Raw genomic sequence first — 16571 nt, 5'->3', positions numbered from 1 at the left:
CCACTTCCGCTTGCAATAGCTACCTCATTTTTGGTTGGGGTACTGGTTACGTTGAGGTGCTGTCTGTAAACCCTCTCTATTCTTTTATGCTGTCCACTCTTGTTGGAGTCAACCCATGTCGAAATTGCTCAGTCACAAAATCGCACCCTCCCCCATGCCTGCTTCGATTAGCGTCGTTGACCTGATTGATGGCTACTTTACGGCATACAACTCGGCTCGTTTGCGTGAAATCTGCCACCTGTTGAGCCGCGAAGTGATGCAACCAGGTGTGACGGTCGGGTTGAGCTTATCGGGTGCCATGACCCCCGCAGGTTTTGGCGTTTCTGTTCTCGCACCACTGATGCGTCACGGCTTTGTGGATTGGATCATCAGCACAGGCGCAAATCTGTATCACGATATGCACTATGGGTTGGGATTGGAGCTTTACTCCAGCAGCCCCTTCTTAGACGATGTGAAACTGCGGCAGGAAGGTCGCATTCGCATTTACGACATTGTGTTTGACTATGATGTGCTGCTGGAAACTGATGCCTTCTTGCGCGAATTGCTCAAGGCAGAACCCTTCCAAAAGCGCATGAGTACCGCAGAGTTTCACTACCTGCTGGGTAAATATGTGAGCGAGGTGGAAAAGCAAGTGGGCGTGAAAAATTCCTGCTTGCTGGCGACGGCGTATGAGTGTGGTGTACCGATTTACACCTCGTCTCCAGGGGACAGTTCTATCGGCATGAACATCGCCGCGATCGCCCTGGAAGGTTCCCAACTCGTCCTTGATCCGTCGCTAGACGTGAACGAAACTGCCGCGATCGCCTATGCTGCCCGCGAAACTGATGTTCCTGGAGTTGAAGGCAAAAGCGCCGCGTTAATTATTGGTGGTGGTAGCCCCAAAAACTTCTTACTGCAAACGCAGCCTCAACTACATGAGGTGTTGGGCTTAGAAGAGCAAGGACATGACTACTTTATTCAGGTAACGGATGCGCGTCCTGATACGGGTGGGTTGTCCGGTGCCACACCAAGCGAAGCCGTCAGTTGGGGCAAGGTTGATCCCGATGAGTTGCCTAACACGATCGTTTGCTATACCGACAGCACGATCGCATTACCTATCATGACCGCTTATGTGATTGATCAGTGCGAAGCCCGTCCACTGAAGCGGCTGTACGATCGACGAGAAGCGCTGTTAGCCAAACTCCAGGCTGACTATCTCGCTGCTAAGGCAAACCCCACGCACTCGGTATCATCCCCTATCCCAGTTGTGGAACCTGCTGCACGGGAATTGGTGGCAACATATCCCTGTGGTACACCCATTCGCAACGGGCACCGGAAGTAGGAACCATTTGTAGGGACGTTGCATTAACGTCCCTATGGAACCTATACAGCGCAAAAGGCTTGAATTGCCTGCCAAGTTTCGGTACTAACATCCGTCAGGCCATGATCGCTGTCCAGTTCCACTAGCTCCACCCAGAGACGGCTTTTTGCAAAGTCAAGGCTGGCTTGTAGGGGAATCACGTCGTCATGCTTGCCGTGCAAAATGAGGGTGGGGAGCGATCGCGCGATCGTCTCCTCTCGATACTGCATCGCATCCGTCACAAAGCCGTAGCTAAGGGGTAGTTTCTTTGCTTCACCATAGTGGTAAATCGGAAGATATCCGTCTGTTAGCCACTGATTTACCTGCACGTCACCTAAGCGATGTAGCCAGTGATTCAGAAAGCCGAAGGCAGGCGCTAGTAAAACGAGGCGATCGACCTGCATATGCTTTTCCCCTAACCATGCAGCGGTCAAGCCTCCAAAGCTAGAACCGATCAGCGTTACGGGTTCTTGTGCGCGTGGAAACAGTGCTTCTACCTGCTGGATCTGACGGCTGAGCGTGAGATGGGTAAAGTCGCCCTGATTGAGATCGGGAATGATTAAAGGGACATTAAGGCTAGCAAAGCGATCGCTCAAATCCCTTGCCTTTGACGATCTTGGACTCGATGCAAACCCGTGAAGGTAGATATACCGCATACCGTTCGTTTGATGTTCTGACTGCAATTCATCAGAACTTACCCATTTTGACCAAAACCTTGGAGGTTTAAGCGACTATATTTCAAAGAGCCGTTTATAAATCAGCGAAATTGGTAGCTGTGCGGTAAATTTCTTCTTGCACAAGTTGGATGGCAAGGCAATGGACACCCAGCACGATCCGCACATACCACCGCAGTTGATCAATCTGGCTGAGCAACTGATCGACCACTTCTAGCTCTAAACAATGGATGATGAGCGTTTTGTTGTCATCTAAACACAGTGAACATGACAGGAGCGAGCTGAAAAAGAAGGAACGGAAGCGTTGCAGTCGGTACTGTTCCAGCAAAAGTAAATCGACGGTGGTGAGTTCTAAAAGCATGGCTCCCTCAAAAGAGACTCTGTGCAGACTATTTGTACATAAACTCTGGGCTACCCAGGATGAAAGCGGCTCGAAGTTGAGGCGAATAGATGACGATCGCGCGGATAGCCGAAACCACACGCTGGGAAGGAGCTTTGAACTTAACGCTGTTGTATTGAGTCTGGCAAAATTCTGCCTGGTGGAAAAGGGCATTTAGTACTGAGCAAACAGTGCCATTGGTGGTCAGGGCTGTGTTTGTCAGGCGATCGACCAGGGACTTCGGTGGGTTGCCACTCACAAAATACTGTGTGATCTCGTAGCTGATGTGTCGCACCGTTATCAAACTCTCGGTAAACAGATCTAGCGCTGTCTCACCTGCTTTGGTCAGCCAATCACGACCACCTGTTGGCTCTGTCATAGCGGGCCGCGTTCACCACGCTGCGGTCGATCGCCCGATGATTGGCGCTTCAGCATGCGACTAGCAAACTTGCGACGTTGTTCAGGATTCAGCACATTTCGGGTTGCCAGAATGCTCTCAAACTGGGCATCCGCCACTTGTTGCTTCAGCGTTTTGACCTGGTTGTACTTTGCTCGGATCTGAGCTTCGGTAGCATCTCCAGCCATCAGCGCCTGTAACTCCTGCCTGGACTGACGAACAGCCTGTCGCCCTTGGCCGATTTTGTCCTGATACTGATTGCGAATAGCACGCATTTTCTGCACCTGGTCAGCACTCAGATTCAGATCCTTTAGCCAACCGTCCCTATGGTTAGGCGACATTTGATCAGGCGTTGCTTGGTTAGACGGCGTTTGGCTAGGCGATGCTGTCGGCGTTTGAGCGATCGGCTGTAACCGCAGCAAAGGATTGGCGATCGCAACCGCGCCTCCAAGCAACACAACCGCAGCAGCAAGGATCGAAAGATGACGGGGAGACATGGACAATCACTTCCTTGGAAGGGATGAGGGACGAAAGGGGAGGGATAGGGAAGAGTTTTGAGTTAAGAGTTTTGAGTTGATGCTGACTCCTGACTTCTGACTCCTAATTTCTGACCAAAAACTAACAACTCAATTCGTTGTACCTTCATTAAACAGGGGCAACTCTTCATCCGTGCTGCTACTGTTGACGGTGCCTTGCCAGTTGCTTTCCATAAACGCTTGCAGGCTGGCGAGATCGGTCGCACTGGGTTTGGCTGGCACCAGCGTGTGGTAGCCCACCAAAGTTGCTACAAGCCCGGCGGCAAGTGTCGGTGGCACTAACCAAACTAGCGATCGCCTAACACGTGGCTGCGATCGCTGAAACACGACCACGTTTTGCTGTGTTGGCAGGGCATCAATCGTGTCAAACAACCGCGACTCCAACGCAGGATCAGGTGGGGGCGCTTGGGGACGGTGCTGCTTCAGGAAAGCGACCAACTCGTGGTCATCATTCGGGAATTGGCTCATAACTGGACTCCTTCCTTCTGGAGAAATTGGCGCATGGCAGCGCGGGCATGAAACAAACGAGATTTGACTGTACCGACTGGGATTTCCAGCATTTCTGCAATTTCCTTTTGAGGCACTTCTTCAAGATCGTGTAGTACAAGAATCGTGCGGTGGTCAAAACTTAGGCTGGTTAACCCTCGTCTGACCAGATCCTGATAGTGCAACTGCATCACACCGGGATCATCATGCTGAGTCAGGGTCTGGCTACTGATTACCTGAAGCCGCGATCGCCCTTGCGCCGCAGTCCGCCGTTGATCAGAAGCCACATTCCAGGCAATGCGGTAAAGCCAGGTAGAAAACTGAGCCGTTTGGCGAAATTTAGGCAACCCCTTCCACGCGCGCAAAAACACCTCTTGCACCAAGTCATCCAAAGCGGAAGCATCGCACAATTGGTAGAGAATGGATCGCACCCGCTGCTGATGTCGTCCGTAAAGCTGCTGAAAACAACGAGTGTCTCCTTGAAGACATCGCTGTACCAGGTGATGATCTGATTCACTCTGGGGTCGATCGCTCGGTACGGTCGGCACAACTGACACCTGGAAAACTCACTGCCTCCATTTTGCCGTTCTACACGTTAAGACAAGAAGAAGCAACAAAAGGTTCAACGAAAAGGGCAAATCGACCCAGGAAAAAAGTATGACCTGCTTATCTCCCTGAAGGCTGTAGAAAACGGCGATCGCGTAGTAAGATTTCGCCATTAGTGAAGGCAGGAGGCAGAAGCCGAAAAAAGCTAAGGCTCATGCCTCTCTAACAACTAACAACGGTCTCAACTCAAAACTCAAAACTCTTCCCCTGCTCCCCCTCCCCCGCTCCCCTTACTCGCCTCTCCCCATGCCCCACTCCCTCACCACCCAAGTTGTCCTCATCACAGGTGCCTCTGCCGGAATTGGTGCAGCATTGGCGCAAGTTTTAGCCGATCGCTTTTCTGGTATTCGCTTAGTCCTGGCAGCACGGCAGGGAGACAAGCTAGAAGCCGTCGCCGCCACCTGTTACGAGAAGGGGGCTGAGGTTCTCACCGTCACGACGGATTTAGAACAGCCAGAACAGGCGATCGCCCTTGCTAAGAAAGCGCTGCAACACTTCGGGCAGGTTGATATTCTGGTCAACAACGCTGGTTATGGTCAAATGGGGCCATTAGAGTTAGTCCCCATCAGTCAATGTCAGCGGCAGTTTGCCGTCAACCTGCTGGGACCGCTGGCACTGACGCAGGCGTTGATTCCGCAGATGCGCGATCGAGGTGGTGGGCGGATCATCAACATCAGTTCGCTGGGTGGTCGTCTTGCCTTTCCGATCGGTGGACTCTACAGCGCCTCCAAGTTTGCCCTCGAATCGATTAGCGACACCCTGCGGATGGAGCTTGAACCGTTTAATATTCGAGTCAGTGTCGTGGAACCAGGTCCCGTCAGCACCGAATTCATCAGCGTTGCGGGTGAAGAAGCCAAGCAAGCCATTCCGCATCCAGAAGCAACCCCTTACTTGCCAGCAATCAAGAAGTTGGCAGCGCTAGAACAGCAAACCAGCGCTAACGCCTGGACATCCGAACAGGTTGCCCACGTTATCATCAAAGCCATGACGGCTCACAGACCACGCCCTCGCTATGTGGCTGCAACGGGCGGCGATTTTCTGCTCTTTATGATGCGACGAGTCTTGCCAACCTGGATAGTAGATAAATTCTGGCAGCGTTTCTATGGCATTGACCAGATGGCGAGGGAGTGGAAGCAGAAGGAGTAAGGGGAGGGTGAAGAGGACAGGGAGAAAAAGGGGAGCGGAGGGGGCAGGGGAAGCAGGGGAAGAGAGTTTTAAGCAGGACTTATGCGTTTTGACCAAAACCTCAGAGGTTTGAGCGAGTACATTTGGTGATGATGACTGATGCTTGGTGAAGGCGTCCGAGGTTTGCGTAAGTCCTATTAAGGTTAGGACTTACGCATTTGCCCCCAAACCCCCAATCTTGGAGGCTTTGATTGAGACGGTTCCCTCAAAGTTGGGGGCTAGGGGGCGAAAGATGACCGCTTTTGCGTAAGTCCTATTAAAGTCATTCTTCTGCCTCCTGCCTCCTGAGACTCCTGCCTCCTGTCTTCAATTTCTACGACACAGAGGTAAAATTCTGCTTTGTAAACTCTTGCCACTGGCCAGCGATCGCAGGCTCTGTCTTCAGCCCTCGCTGCAATAAAATCACTCCATCCTGAAACGTCTGAATGCCATAGGACTGCGCCTGCAATAGTTGATTGACTTCCTTGATACTGGCTTGCAGCAGGTTACGTTCTAGCTTAAAGGCAGGCTGATACTGCTGCATCTGCCACAGATCAGCGACGATGTAGTCTACATTTTGCGTCTGCTGCGCCTCATCCCGAAACTGCATAGTGTTGGGAAAGCGGACGATCGCGCGCCGACCTGATAGAGGAGGAATGAGATAGGTAGTTGCCGCCACGCTTGCCTGGGGAGGAATCTGCACCAGAACGGAACGGGCCTGCGAAGCATGCTGCACCTGCGCCAGCGGTGGCACATACACCCACGGACGAATCGAGTCGGGCACCAGAAATGACAGCGATCGATTAGGATTCGAGGTCACGGTAAACAAAAGGGACAGCGCGAGGCAAAGGCCCCAAAACCGACGCATTCTGGGCTGAAAGGCTTTGGGATGATTCGACCACCACAGAATCGCCCCGTAAAATAAGCCAGGAACTGCTAGCGTCGCGTAGCGGATGTTAATCGACAGGGGTGTCTCCCCCCGCATCAACAGCAGTTCTAAAAAGGGAAAGGCAGCCAAGATCCACGCATCCGCCGCGATCGCAGGCACAAAGGCCAGCGGCAACCAGTGATCGACCAGGTAGGAGAGCTTTTTGGGAAAGCGCGAAAAAATTTCTGCCAAAATCTGACCAGGCTGCGACAGAATCGCCCCGATCGCTTCTACAGGGGTCGCAGCCTTGCCACCCGTGTATTGACCAAACCGCTCCACAATCAGCCGTTGCGAGACATCAGGCGAAAACGATGGCATCACCACATTCGTCAACAGCAGAATGTAAGCCGTCGCGATCGCAAACAGCGCCAAACCGATCCACCACTGCCGACGACGCAGAACCAGATATACCGCCACACTCAGCAGCGGCACCCCCGCATCTTCTCGCACGCTCAACACCAGCAGCGCCATTGCCCAAAACAAGATCCACCAGCGCTTTTCGATCGCCAGAAACAGGCTAAACAGCAGCAGCGGCAGCGGATTGTAGTCGTGAAAGTTTCCTACTGTCGGCCCGATTACCGCATTTGCGCCGTAGAAGCTCACCGCGATCGCCAATGACAGCAGCGGCGATAATGACTGCCGCGCCAACGCATACAGCACCAGCCCAGCCGCAACCACTAACGCCACCTGAATCACACTTAGCGTCATCGGCAACGGTACCAGAGCATACAGCGGTAGCCAGAGCAAAAAAATCGGATTGAAATGCTGTCCCAAATGCCGATACGACACCAGCGGAATCTCTCCCTGATGGGTGACATCCGCCGATAGCCCCGACGACAAGGAACTTTCAAACCATCTGCCGTGCAGATTATTCCAGAAAATCTGATTGAAAATGCCCTGGTCGTATGAGTTGTACAAGCTGTAATGGCGATATGACAGCAGCAGCAAACAACCCACCGCAAACACCAGCGCCGCCTTGAAGACGGGTTGCTTCGCCAGTTGTCGGAGATCAACCAACTTCGATCGATTTATCGCCATCTGTAACCGCATAAAAAAGAGTGGGTGTAGGGTGTGGTGTAGGGGGAAAGAAAGTTGCTAGTTGTTAGTTATTCTTACAATCCTGACTTCTGGCTTCTAGCTTCTGATTCCTAGCTTCTAATCTCATCCTCCTGCCTTCTGCCCTCTGCCTCCCTAACCCTCATCTTCGCCCCTTCTCCCCACACACGCCGCTTGCAACACGACAATGTTTCCCGTTTCAAACACTGTACAACGCGGTATCGCCTGCTCTACCAGTGGACGGCTGGTGCTGGCTAAATGCGATCGCGCTTCCGTCGTTGCAGGGTCAAACAAACCCAGCCAGCGACCATTCAAATAAGCAGGGGTAAACATCGATCGCTCCAACAACCAGAAATCAACCCCATACTGCTGGATAAACCTCCCGACTTCTGCCGCATCCTGGCTGTATTGGGCGTGAATCAGATCAATTACCCGCTGCCGGATCTGATTGTAGTAGGCCGGGTGATAGGGAATCGCGTACTTTCCCGATACCAGCACCGATCGCTGCGCAAAAACGGACAGATTATCCGCTTCTCCAGAGAGTGTGGCAATCAAACTATTTTTGGGCTGCTGCTGGAAAAACTCGTACAGCGCTGGCACCGTTCCCGTCACCAGTCCCGCCTTCGTAAAATGCTTCTGCCAAAAGATCTGCGGATAAAATACTAGCGGCATTGCCACCAGAACTGCGATACCCCAGCCCCAAAAGCGCGCCTTCCTGCCCTGCCACCGCTTCTGATAAGCCCGCACTGCCACATCTATGAGTATACAGAGCGCCAACCCTCCCGCGATCGCCACGACCATCCGCAAGGTATGCATGGTATAGCGACTGGGCAGAAACAGGCGAAACAGCAACGCATGAGCCGCCAGAAAAAGCGCGATCGACGAGACTAACATCTGCGGCAGCAACATAATAGCGGGGCGGCACTGCTGCACCAGCAGAAACCGCCGAGGAAAAAGCCAGAAGAACGGCAGCAACAAGCCCACGCTCACAATGACCGGATTCAACGACAGCCCCAAACCGCTGTGAATGCCATCAAACCAGAAGTTCCATGGGTCACGATCGTTAAAGAACGAAATCCGCCCAAATGGTGCCTGAAACTCTGGCATGGCTCTTGCCTGCGCCAAACTCACCAGCGGCCCAAATTCTGCCTGCCCCAGCAATCCAAAGGGAACGAGAACCACACCCGCTACCGCTATTGCAGCCCCCAGCAAGACATAATCGCGCCGTTGGGTCGATAACCGCAGATGCCCTTTCGACCATCCCACTAGACGCACCGCTAACACCCCGACCGCCACAAACATCATCGTTGGGTAAAACAACCCAATCAGCCCCAGTGCCACGATCGCCCGCACATTTGCGCCACGCACCAAATAATAGAGGAAGGCAAAAAAGAAGGGATAGACAAACGACCGTGGCGTGGCAGAATTTACATCATCCGTCAGCCACAAATGCTGGTTAAACAGCAGCGTTGACACAAACGCCACCGCTGGCACAGGCAAAACCTGCAAGCAAAACCGAAAGCAATACACCGTTGTCGTCAGAGTGAGGGCGATCGGCAACAGTTTGTTTGCCAGCACGGGCGACAGCCACAAACGAGCGAGGCTTTGATAGAGCGCTGTATACCCAACGGGCGAAATCGACTCATGATACGCCACATTCAAGTCATTTGGCAGCAACGTTGGATCGACAAACCGCTGCATCCAGAACATATACATCCCAGCATCGGCTTGCATGATGTATTTGCCAGCAAACGCAGCCTTGAGCCAGATCACGCTATAGCCCGCTGCAAAAGTCAGGCTCAGTAGCAGCCAAAAGTTGGAGGAAAGACGTTTCATACCAGCCGTTTTTACCCAATACGGGTTCAACTCAGTCCCCTCAAGCGAGTATCGCACCGATCGCGCCGACCCTCTACCACTCAACGCTTCAGACTCACGCCAAACGGACATCCTCGTTACGATACACCATCCGCCAAGACGACCGCATGAGCGCACGCTTAAAACTTCCAGCGTGACGAGCCACCCTCTGCCTCAACCTATACCCCTCCAAAACGCCAACATTGCTGCTCAAACCGCGACACTCCAAGCCTGGAACTCGACACTTGCACCTTTTAACTCGACATTTAGAGCTTGGAACTCGGAACATCGAGCTTTTAACTCGACACTTGCACCTTTTAACTCGAAACACCGAGTCTGGAACTCAAATAATGCACTTTGGAACTCGACCTTTGCAGTTTGGAACTCGGCACACCGAGCTTAGAACTCGACACTTGCAGTTTGAAACAGGAACGATTCCTTCGGAAAGCTTCGCTAATGCACTCAAAACTAAAACGATCGCACTTGAAATAGGAATGGACTCACGCAAACCTCGGAGGTTTTAACCAGGCATTGAATCTCATAGCCATTTGGGCGGTTAAACCTCCGAGGTTTTGGCGAAATGCGTAAGCTCTCCAGGAATGATACCGATTTAAAGAATGACGGCTACAGATCAATCGTTGGGTAGGGGCAAGGCAATGCCTTGCCCCTACAGGATGTGTCGCATTTTCAATTCAAATTGGTATGACTACATTTTTGGTTGGAAGCAGGATCTTGCCTGGGCGATTACTTGGTCTCTGAAGTACGCTAGGCACAACGAGCATAGGAATGGATGCCCCCATGACCGGAGCCGAACCGTTTATCTTTGGGACGCTAAAAGGCTTTTTGGCAAGCAAAGCCGCTGAAAAAGCGCAGGAAACTATTGCCAGTGAGATCACCAAGTCTGCTTGGAGTAGCAGCGCGACGCAGGTAAAACCGGGGTCGTTTACCGATCAAATTAAGCAGAAAATCTTTGATGCGTCGGGACAATACATCAGCAGCTACGCCGATCGTCACGGCATCCTCAAAGTGCTAGGCATGACCGAGCCAGTCTGGATTGAAGACATCTATACCAGAGTGCAATTTTTAGGCAATGAGGGCATTCGGCAGTATCTCTCGCTCGAAAATCTGGAGCAGGCATACCGCGAAACGCAGCAGCGACGGTTTCAGTCCAGAGAATGCACCAAGCAAGACGGGCTAGAGGTTGCCGATCGCCAGCCCTATTTGATGGTGTTGGGGCAACCGGGAGCAGGCAAATCTACCTTTCTACGGCGCATCGGGCTAGAAGCACTGAAGCGCGATGGTTCGGGCTATCGGCACAACTGCATACCTGTCTTTTTGGAACTCAAACGATTTAACACGGGGACGGTAGACATTGAGCAGGCGATCGCGCGGGAATTCGAGACCTGTAATTTTCCTGACCCGGCACGATCGACAAAACGCTTGCTGGAAGACGGTAAACTGCTGGTGCTGCTGGATGGGCTGGATGAAGTGCCCACACAACAGATGGATCAGGCAATCACCCAGATTCAAGATTTTTGCGATCGCTACAGCCAAAATCGCTTTATTGCCTCTTGCCGTACCGCTGCCTACCGCAGTCGCTTTCGTCAGTTTGTCGATGTCATCATGGCAGACTTTGACGACGAGCAAATTCAGCAATTTATGACCAACTGGTTTCGCTCGAAAGACGATCAACAACTCGGCGTAGCACAAAAATGTTGGAATCTTTTGCAGCAACCAGGGTATGCTTCCACTCGTGAACTGGCGCAAACGCCACTATTGCTGACGTTTCTTTGTCTGGTCTTTGACGATGCCCAAACCTTCCCCAAGCAGCGGGCTATTCTCTACAAGGATGCGCTGGACGTGTTGCTCAAACGCTGGGCATCCGAGAAACGCATTCAACGCGACCCCATTTATCAAGACCTGACGCTGCCACTAGAAGAAATGATGCTGGCAGAAATTGCCTACACCGGGTTTGTGAACGATCGCCTTTTCTTTCAGAAGCGGGATGTCGTTGAGCAAATTTGTACTGTTCTCATCAACAACCTCAACGCACCCCAACATTTAGATGGCGATGCTGTATTAGACGCAATTCAAATTCAACAGGGCATTCTGGTCGAACGCGCCCGAAACGTTCTATCGTTTTCTCACCTCACGCTTCAGGAATACCTGACCGCACAACACATTGCCGACAACAACCTGGTTGCTCAATTAGTCGCTGACCATCTATGTGACCGACGCTGGCGCGAAGTCTTCTTGCTAATCGCTGGATTGATGCGCGGCGGAGCCGATGCGTTGCTGTTGCAGATGGAGACAGCCGCATCTCATTTCGTCAACACAGCCAGACTTAAGCACTTGCTGGACTGGGCTGAACAAGCGACAGCGGGTTCAGAAGGAGACTTTAAACCGGTGGCGAAGCGATCGGCAGCTATTTTTATTAGCCCTGCTTGTGCCAACAATATCCTTGCCTTGACTTCTGCTCTTTGCCCCAATCTTTACTACGGACTGGACAGTATTTCCCTGGATCTTTGTATCTTCGGTGCAGCTCTTACCCCTAATCCTAATCTCGACTTTTTCCGCGATATCATTTCCGATCTTGACCTTGCCATTAGATACAACCCTGACCTTTTACAAGATGAGGCTTTTATCTTTAATGAAGTCTTCGCTCTCTTGCGCCGTTGTGTTCGTAATCTCACTCAAGCAATTGTTCAGCTAGAAGTCTTCAATTTAGTTTACTCTGACACTTTGAGCAGCAGGCTAAACGTTTTAGAAGCCAAGCCCTTTGGAATTCCCCAATCCTGTGAAGCTCGATCCGATCTCATTGAGTCAATCCGACGCACTTGGTATCTCGCTTTGAGCCTTGATTCAGATTGGGTAGATTGGTCGGAAGCTGAAGCCGAAGCCCTCAACCATTACCTCTACGCCAACGAACTCATCGTGCGGTGCAAAGAAGCGGCAGTGCGGGTGTCGCCGCAGGTGTGGGCAGGCATTGAGGAGAGAATGTTGACAGTGAGGGATGAGGGATGAGGGATGAAAAGGGAGCTGATAGTGGCTGATTTAGCTAGAATCTTTGAGTAGCGACATTCGGAAGCTTAGCCATGACAAACCGACTAACAGCCGCGATCGCCACCATTTCTCAACTGTTAGAATCAGAGCAAGATGCGATCGCGTCTTTGATTTTGGAGAGGCTTAGCTCAACGAGTCAGAAGTCAGAGTATCAGCCGACCATCGCCAGCAATCAACTCACAGGACTATTTGCTGACGACCCGGAATTGATGGAACAGGTCATGCAGTCGATTGGACACGATCGCGACTACGATCGCCGACAGAGCCTTGGCTAGAGCACGTTTAGCCATACAATGAGAGCCGGAACAAGAAGAGCAGAATCCCTTTCGATGCACGTCATCAGCTATAAGCGCCTACGTGAGTTTGGTCAAAAGCATTCTGATTGTCGTGATGTTTTAGATGACTGGTTTAAGATTGCACTGAGGGCAAGTTGGTCTAACCTAATTGACGTTCAAGCAGTGTTTCCGCAGGCTGAAGCCGTTGGTAACTTTACAGTCTTCAACATTAAGGGCAATCGTTATCGCTTAGTCGTAAGCATTGATTATGAAGCGCAGTTAATTTATATCAAGTACGTCCTAACTCATGCGGAGTATGACAAGGAGCAGTGGAAAAATGACCCTTACTTTTAACTCCAACCGATACGGTGAGCTTTTGTCCCAGTATCAGCCGAAATTGATTCGGACTGAAGCCGAAAATGAAGAAGCACTGGCGATCGTAGAAACCTTGATGCAGCGTCCGCAGCGTAGCCCAGAAGAGAATGAACTCTTTGCCTTGCTTATCACACTGATTGAAAAGTTCGAGCAAGAGCATTATTTGCCAGGTGCAGTCTCAACACCACGTTCGCGGTTACTGTTCTTGATGGAGCAACGTCAGCTTCAGCAGGCAGATTTAATGGAGTTACTCGGTTCTGAAGACGCGATCGCAGCTATCTTCAATGGCGATCGTGAAATAAGCACCTTTCAAGCTAAGGCATTAGGAGCCTTTTTCCACGTTGAGCCAGGGTTGTTTATTTAAGTACGATCGCCCCTCTTCTCCATCACGCACTCTCATAATCTGAACGAGCGATAACATCAACAGAACATCGTTCCAGGTCAGCAGAATGAAGAGTGAGTAGCGATCGCTTCCCCATCACCCCTTAAAATCAGGGAATGAAAAAATCGCGATCGCCCGTTGAAATTCCCGCTTGCGCCTGGAGCCGTCTGATCGGCTTAGGCTGGGAAAAGCCCTATACCGTCCGTTATGTCAGTAATCTCGATGATGGTCCCTGGCACGGGATGCCGCTGGGCGGGTTTGGTGCAGGGTGCATCGGGCGATCGCACCGGGGCGACTTCAACCTCTGGCACATCGACGGTGGTGAACATATCTTCAAACCAATGCCCGCCTGTCAGTTCAGTGTGTTTGAGCAGGTGGGCGAAGAGGCTCAGGCGTTTGCACTATGCACAGAACCGCCAGAGGATGGAACGTTAGGGGCTTGGCAATGGTATCCGGCGAGTCAGGAGACTGAGGAAGGGGCAACCACAGAGACGCAGAGACGCGGAGAAAGGGAAACTCAGCACCCCACACCCCATACCCCACACCCCATACCCCACACGGGCACTTACCACGCTCTTTACCCACGCAGTTGGTTTGTTTACGAAAACGTCTTTCAGGCAGACCTAACGTGTGAGCAGTTTTCGCCGATCTGGGCGCACAACTATCAGGAAAGCAGCTACCCCGTTGCGGTCTTTCGCTGGACGGCGCATAATCCCACCGACAAGCCCATCACGCTCAGCATCATGCTGACCTGGCAGAACATGGTGGGCTGGTTCACCAATGCGCTGAAGTCACCAGAGGTGCAGTTGCGCGATGATGGTAGCCCGTTTTACAACTATCAGCCTCGTTTGGGAGAAAGCGTCGGGAACTTTAATCGCTTGATGGGCGATGAGCAGCGGCTGGGGGTGGTGATGGGAAAGGAGGCAGGGGAGGCAACCCAAACGATTTCGACATCCCATACCCCACACCCCACACCCCACACCCCACACCCCAACGAAGGCGACGGTCAATGGTCGATCGCCACCTACCTTAATCTCAATCTTTACGAGGTCTCTTACCACACGCGCTGGAATCCTGCTGGAAATGGTGCTGATTTGTGGAATACCTTTGCTCATGATGGGTCGCTGGCAGATTTGGATGATGATACGCCTGCCGTGGAGGGGGAGCAGCTTGGTGCGGCGATCGCCGTTCGTTTCACCCTACAACCAGGGCAAACACGCCATCTTCCCTTTGTGTTGACGTGGGATATGCCCGTGACGGAGTTTGCTCAGGGCATTGAGTATTTTCGGCGCTACACGGACTTTTTTGGGCGAAATGGGCAGAATGCCTGGTCGATCGCTCGTACCACACTTAAGCATCACCAAACCTGGCGCGAGAAAATTCAAGAGTGGCAGCAGCCAATTTTAGAACGAAAAGATTTACCTGACTGGTTCAAGCTAGCGTTGTTCAATGAACTGTATAACCTGACCGATGGGGGAACGTTGTGGAGTGCCGCAGACGAACGCGATCCAGTCGGTCAATTTGCCGTGCTGGAATGTATCGACTACCGCTGGTACGAAAGTCTGGATGTGCGGCTTTACGGATCTTTTGCGCTGTTGATGCTGTTTCCCAAGCTCGAAAAAGCGGTGATGCGTGCGTTTGCGAGAGCCATTCCTGCCAGCGACGATCGCACGCGGGTCATTGGCTACTATACGACGATCGGCGCTGAAAGTCCGTTAGCCGTCCGCAAAGTCGCAGGTGCCACCCCACACGATCTCGGCGCACCAAACGAACACGTCTGGGAGAAGACCAACTACACCAGCTATCAAGACTGCAACCTCTGGAAAGACCTGCCCAGCGATTTTGTCCTGCAAGTCTACCGGGATTACTTGCTCACAGGCGCAACCGATGTGGAGTTTCTCGCCGAATGTTGGGAGGCGATCGTCCAAACCCTTACCTACCTTAAAACCTTTGACCTGGATGGCGATAGCATTCCCGAAAACTCAAGCGCACCTGACCAAACCTTTGATGATTGGAAGCTTCAGGGCGTAAGTGCGTACTGTGGAGGATTGTGGATTGCGGCACTGGAAGCGGCGATCGCGATCGGGCGCGTCTTGGAGGAGGCAGAAGGCAGAAGCCAAGAGGCAGAAGGGCGGAGGAAGCAAGGGGAGGAGGGGGAGCAAGGGGATGTTAATCTTTCATCCTTTATCCTTTATCCTTCATCCTTTATCCTTCAATGCCAATCCTGGCTCGATCAATCCCGCTCTGTCTATCAAGAAAAACTCTGGAACGGGCAGTATTACCGCATTGACAGCAACAGTGGCTCGGATGTGGTGATGGCAGACCAACTGTGCGGTCAGTTCTATGCGCGGTTATTGGGGTTGCCGGATGTGGTGCCGAATGACTGTGCAAGGACGGCTTTGCAAACGGTCTATGATGCTTGTTTTGTGAAGTTCAATGAGTATCTGGCATCGGGTGCGCTCAGTGCTCAGACGTTTACTTCGGTGCAGGAAGCGAGAGCGGCTGAGGAAGGGGCAACCGCAGAGGCGCAGAGGCGCAGAGAGATAGAGAAGACTGAGTTAAATGATTCAATTCAAAACTCAAAATTCATAACTCATAACTCCCTCCCCCCTCCCCACCCGATCGGTGCTGCTAACGGTGTTCGTCCCAACGGTGCTCCTGAAAACCCAAACGCGACGCATCCTCTGGAGGTGTGGACGGGCATCAACTTTGGGCTGGCGGCGTTTCTCGCGCAGATGGGGATGACGGAGGAAGCGATGCAAATTACAGAGGCGGTGGTGCTGCAGATTTATGACAATGGGCTGCAATTCCGCACACCAGAGGCGATTACGGCGAGTGGGACGTTTCGCGCCTGCCATTACCTGCGTGCAACGGCAATTTGGGCGATTTATAGAGAACTGGCGATCGCAAACCCATTTGTGATCTCTGCAAATAGCTAAGCTGTTCTGAATCTGCGAACGTAGTTAAATTGAACGGACTTAAATTCGATGCACTAAAAGCTGAGGCTCAATAGGTAATTCAGGGAGTTAAGGGAGAAGAGTGTCCAATAAAGCACTG

At 52.1% G+C, this 16571-nt stretch carries 15 protein-coding genes; 7 read left to right on the top strand and 8 right to left on the bottom strand.

From position 1 onward, the window contains the following. Positions 1–115: 115 nt before the first annotated feature. On the top strand, positions 116–1321 hold the full coding sequence (locus AC5JLP_RS04460) for a homospermidine biosynthesis protein (RefSeq protein WP_496066704.1): 1206 nt from the start codon (positions 116–118) through the stop codon (positions 1319–1321). Positions 1322–1362: 41 nt separating this feature from the next. Here AC5JLP_RS04460 and AC5JLP_RS04455 read toward each other — a convergent pair whose 3' ends face one another. The 6 genes from AC5JLP_RS04455 to AC5JLP_RS04430 form a co-directional block, all read right to left on the bottom strand. Further along, positions 1363–1995 (bottom strand): YqiA/YcfP family alpha/beta fold hydrolase, encoded by a 633-nt coding sequence (locus AC5JLP_RS04455; protein ID WP_496066703.1) that lies wholly within the window; start codon positions 1993–1995, stop codon positions 1363–1365. A gap of 94 nt (positions 1996–2089) precedes the next feature. Continuing rightward, positions 2090–2374: a hypothetical protein gene (locus AC5JLP_RS04450; protein WP_496066702.1), complete on the bottom strand. Its 285-nt coding sequence runs from the start codon at positions 2372–2374 to the stop codon at positions 2090–2092. Positions 2375–2402: 28 nt separating this feature from the next. Next, positions 2403–2771 (bottom strand): DUF1800 family protein, encoded by a 369-nt coding sequence (locus AC5JLP_RS04445; protein WP_496066701.1) that lies wholly within the window; start codon positions 2769–2771, stop codon positions 2403–2405. Beyond that, on the bottom strand, positions 2768–3286 hold the full coding sequence (locus AC5JLP_RS04440) for a Spy/CpxP family protein refolding chaperone (protein ID WP_496066700.1): 519 nt from the start codon (positions 3284–3286) through the stop codon (positions 2768–2770). Before AC5JLP_RS04440 ends, AC5JLP_RS04445 begins: the two co-directional genes overlap by 4 nt. A 129-nt stretch (positions 3287–3415) precedes the next feature. Next, entirely contained in the window at positions 3416–3793 is a 378-nt protein-coding gene (locus tag AC5JLP_RS04435) for a hypothetical protein (protein ID WP_496066699.1), read from the bottom strand. Then, a complete protein-coding gene (locus AC5JLP_RS04430; protein ID WP_496066698.1) occupies positions 3790–4368 on the bottom strand; it encodes a sigma-70 family RNA polymerase sigma factor in 579 nt (192 codons plus the stop codon). The genes AC5JLP_RS04435 and AC5JLP_RS04430 overlap by 4 nt, the downstream gene beginning before the upstream one ends. 295 nt (positions 4369–4663) lie before the next feature. Here AC5JLP_RS04430 and AC5JLP_RS04425 point away from each other — a divergent pair, with 295 nt between their 5' ends. Continuing rightward, the gene (locus AC5JLP_RS04425) at positions 4664–5563 is read left to right on the top strand and encodes an SDR family NAD(P)-dependent oxidoreductase (protein ID WP_496066697.1); all 900 of its coding nucleotides are present in this window, start codon (positions 4664–4666) and stop codon (positions 5561–5563) included. Positions 5564–5915: 352 nt separating this feature from the next. On the opposite strand, the gene AC5JLP_RS04420 is transcribed toward AC5JLP_RS04425, so the two are convergent. Next, complete coding sequence (locus AC5JLP_RS04420) at positions 5916–7547, bottom strand: DUF2079 domain-containing protein (protein ID WP_496066696.1); 1632 nt, start codon at positions 7545–7547, stop codon at positions 5916–5918. 153 nt (positions 7548–7700) lie between these two features. Then, positions 7701–9512: a hypothetical protein gene (locus AC5JLP_RS04415; protein ID WP_496066695.1), complete on the bottom strand. Its 1812-nt coding sequence runs from the start codon at positions 9510–9512 to the stop codon at positions 7701–7703. Between the two features lie 693 nt (positions 9513–10205). Here AC5JLP_RS04415 and AC5JLP_RS04410 point away from each other — a divergent pair. The 5 genes from AC5JLP_RS04410 to AC5JLP_RS04390 all read left to right on the top strand — a co-directional run bounded on the left by AC5JLP_RS04410 (position 10206) and on the right by AC5JLP_RS04390 (position 16453). Continuing rightward, complete coding sequence (locus AC5JLP_RS04410) at positions 10206–12443, top strand: NACHT domain-containing protein (protein ID WP_496066694.1); 2238 nt, start codon at positions 10206–10208, stop codon at positions 12441–12443. Positions 12444–12514: 71 nt separating this feature from the next. After that, a complete protein-coding gene (locus tag AC5JLP_RS04405) occupies positions 12515–12757 on the top strand; it encodes a hypothetical protein (RefSeq protein WP_496066693.1) in 243 nt (80 codons plus the stop codon). A 54-nt stretch (positions 12758–12811) separates the two neighbouring features. Beyond that, complete coding sequence (locus AC5JLP_RS04400; protein ID WP_496066692.1) at positions 12812–13111, top strand: type II toxin-antitoxin system HigB family toxin; 300 nt, start codon at positions 12812–12814, stop codon at positions 13109–13111. Then, on the top strand, positions 13095–13496 hold the full coding sequence (locus tag AC5JLP_RS04395) for a helix-turn-helix domain-containing protein (protein ID WP_496066691.1): 402 nt from the start codon (positions 13095–13097) through the stop codon (positions 13494–13496). The genes AC5JLP_RS04400 and AC5JLP_RS04395 overlap by 17 nt, the downstream gene beginning before the upstream one ends. Positions 13497–13630: 134 nt before the next feature. Continuing rightward, a complete protein-coding gene (locus AC5JLP_RS04390; RefSeq protein ID WP_496066690.1) occupies positions 13631–16453 on the top strand; it encodes a GH116 family glycosyl hydrolase in 2823 nt (940 codons plus the stop codon). Positions 16454–16571 lie beyond the last annotated feature (118 nt).

The sequence above is a fragment of the Stenomitos rutilans genome (genome assembly GCF_059505485.1).
This window is presented reverse-complemented; position numbering and strand designations above follow the sequence as displayed.

Excerpts from the sequence above, each read along its gene's own strand:
- AC5JLP_RS04460 (WP_496066704.1), top strand. The coding sequence starts at position 116 with ATGTCGAAATTGCTCAGTCACAAAATCGCACCCTCCCCCATGCCTGCT.
- AC5JLP_RS04455 (WP_496066703.1), bottom strand. The coding sequence starts at position 1,995 with ATGCGGTATATCTACCTTCACGGGTTTGCATCGAGTCCAAGATCGTCA.
- AC5JLP_RS04450 (WP_496066702.1), bottom strand. The coding sequence starts at position 2,374 with ATGCTTTTAGAACTCACCACCGTCGATTTACTTTTGCTGGAACAGTAC.
- AC5JLP_RS04445 (WP_496066701.1), bottom strand. The coding sequence starts at position 2,771 with ATGACAGAGCCAACAGGTGGTCGTGATTGGCTGACCAAAGCAGGTGAG.
- AC5JLP_RS04440 (WP_496066700.1), bottom strand. The coding sequence starts at position 3,286 with ATGTCTCCCCGTCATCTTTCGATCCTTGCTGCTGCGGTTGTGTTGCTT.
- AC5JLP_RS04435 (WP_496066699.1), bottom strand. The coding sequence starts at position 3,793 with ATGAGCCAATTCCCGAATGATGACCACGAGTTGGTCGCTTTCCTGAAG.
- AC5JLP_RS04425 (WP_496066697.1), top strand. The coding sequence starts at position 4,664 with ATGCCCCACTCCCTCACCACCCAAGTTGTCCTCATCACAGGTGCCTCT.
- AC5JLP_RS04420 (WP_496066696.1), bottom strand. The coding sequence starts at position 7,547 with ATGGCGATAAATCGATCGAAGTTGGTTGATCTCCGACAACTGGCGAAG.
- AC5JLP_RS04415 (WP_496066695.1), bottom strand. The coding sequence starts at position 9,512 with ATGTCCGTTTGGCGTGAGTCTGAAGCGTTGAGTGGTAGAGGGTCGGCG.
- AC5JLP_RS04410 (WP_496066694.1), top strand. The coding sequence starts at position 10,206 with ATGGATGCCCCCATGACCGGAGCCGAACCGTTTATCTTTGGGACGCTA.
- AC5JLP_RS04405 (WP_496066693.1), top strand. The coding sequence starts at position 12,515 with ATGACAAACCGACTAACAGCCGCGATCGCCACCATTTCTCAACTGTTA.
- AC5JLP_RS04400 (WP_496066692.1), top strand. The coding sequence starts at position 12,812 with ATGCACGTCATCAGCTATAAGCGCCTACGTGAGTTTGGTCAAAAGCAT.
- AC5JLP_RS04395 (WP_496066691.1), top strand. The coding sequence starts at position 13,095 with ATGACCCTTACTTTTAACTCCAACCGATACGGTGAGCTTTTGTCCCAG.
- AC5JLP_RS04390 (WP_496066690.1), top strand. The coding sequence starts at position 13,631 with ATGAAAAAATCGCGATCGCCCGTTGAAATTCCCGCTTGCGCCTGGAGC.